The sequence below is a fragment of the Vibrio sp. Vb0349 genome, from assembly GCF_033338975.1.
Map to the genome: position 1 here is coordinate 1 of NZ_JAWOTS010000169.1, position 1486 is coordinate 1486.

The 1486-nt window shown below is 49.7% G+C and carries 1 protein-coding gene and 1 pseudogene; both read left to right on the forward strand.

Annotated features, from left to right (window positions below):
• The coding region (locus R7Q47_RS24240) for an EAL domain-containing protein (RefSeq protein ID WP_318089756.1) at window positions 1-890 on the forward strand (890 nt) is incomplete at its 5' end.
• A 199-nt stretch (window positions 891-1089) separates the two neighbouring features.
• Window positions 1090-1486, forward strand: a pseudogene (locus R7Q47_RS24245) (nodulation protein NfeD); the annotation flags it as partial.

Here is a 1486-nt window from a genome sequence, read left to right on the forward strand (position 1 = left end):
AGCACCTATTGCTTGTTGCTCGTTACTCAGCGCAGTCAATGAGCGGTCGTCACATGCATGAAGTGTTGGTCGCTGATGGTGAATTATCTGAGCAGGCAGAAACGTCGATGATCATCAATCGCGACTTAGAAGTAGCGATTCGACAAGACAACATCATTCCTTATTTTCAACCAATCGTGAACGCGAAATCAGGTGAAATCATTGGCTTTGAAGCATTGGCTCGATGGCCGCATCCAACGCTCGGCATTATCTCGCCGTTGATCTTTATTCCGCTTGCAGAGCAAGGGAAACTGATTGTGGAACTTGGAGAATCCATCCTCAATCAGTCTTGCGATTTTATCGGCAAACTGAACACAAAGAGACACAGCCAAGGCTTGCCGCCACTGACGGTGCACGTCAACCTGAGTGCGCAGCATTTCTACCATTCACGGCTGATTTCATTCCTGCAAACCATGATTGAAGAGCACAACATCTCTGCAGGTCATTTGGTGCTAGAAATCACCGAAAGTATGCTGATGGGCGGCGAAACGGAATCCATCCACTGCATCAACGAAATCAAACAACTGGGCGTACAACTGGCGTTGGACGATTTTGGTACGGGCTACGCTTCATTCAGCAGCGTGTGCAACTTCCCGCTAGACATCGTCAAACTCGACAAATCGTACGTGGATGAAATTGAAACCAACGACCGAGCCAAAACGCTCGTGCGAAACATTGCCAATATGTCGCAAGAGTTGGGATTAACCATCGTCGCAGAAGGCGTCGAGACGGCCAGCCAAGTCCGCAAACTAAAAGTGTGGAATATAGATGAGTTACAAGGTTTCTACTTCTATAAACCGATGACTCGAGAAGACGCATTCGCTCAGTTTTCTGGCTTGCCCCACTGTTAATCTAGCTCCCCCTCCCAAGGCAAAGCGGCCTCTGTCGCTTTGCCTTTTTTGTTCCCCAATCTCTCTGCTTCTTGCCAAGTAAGACTCAGTATTGCATCGCACTGATGATCGAACACGGTTTCAACCCGATATAAATGTCTGCGTATATACTTTAAACAAGGTTTTCAATAAGTCCCTGTCACCGGACAAGGAGGACTGCATGAAACGGACATGGATATGGCTACTACCGCTGCTTCTATTTGCTGGCCAAACACTGGCAAATACGGTTTGGATTGTGCCCGTAAAAGGGGCAATTGGCCCAGCCAACAGTGACTACCTCACTAGGGAAATTGAACAAGCTCAAATCAACGGCGTGAGCCTAGTGATTCTCAAAATGGATACCCCTGGCGGGCTAGATAGCGCGATGAGAGACATTATTCACGCCATCACATCCTCGACCACACCGATTGCGACTTGGGTTGGGCCTTCAGGCTCAAGAGCCGCGAGCGCGGGCACCTACATTCTGCTTGCCAGCCACGTTGCGGCAATGGCAGAAGCGACCAACCTAGGCGCAGCAACCCCTGTCGCCATAGGTGGTGCGCCACAAGCACCCTCTT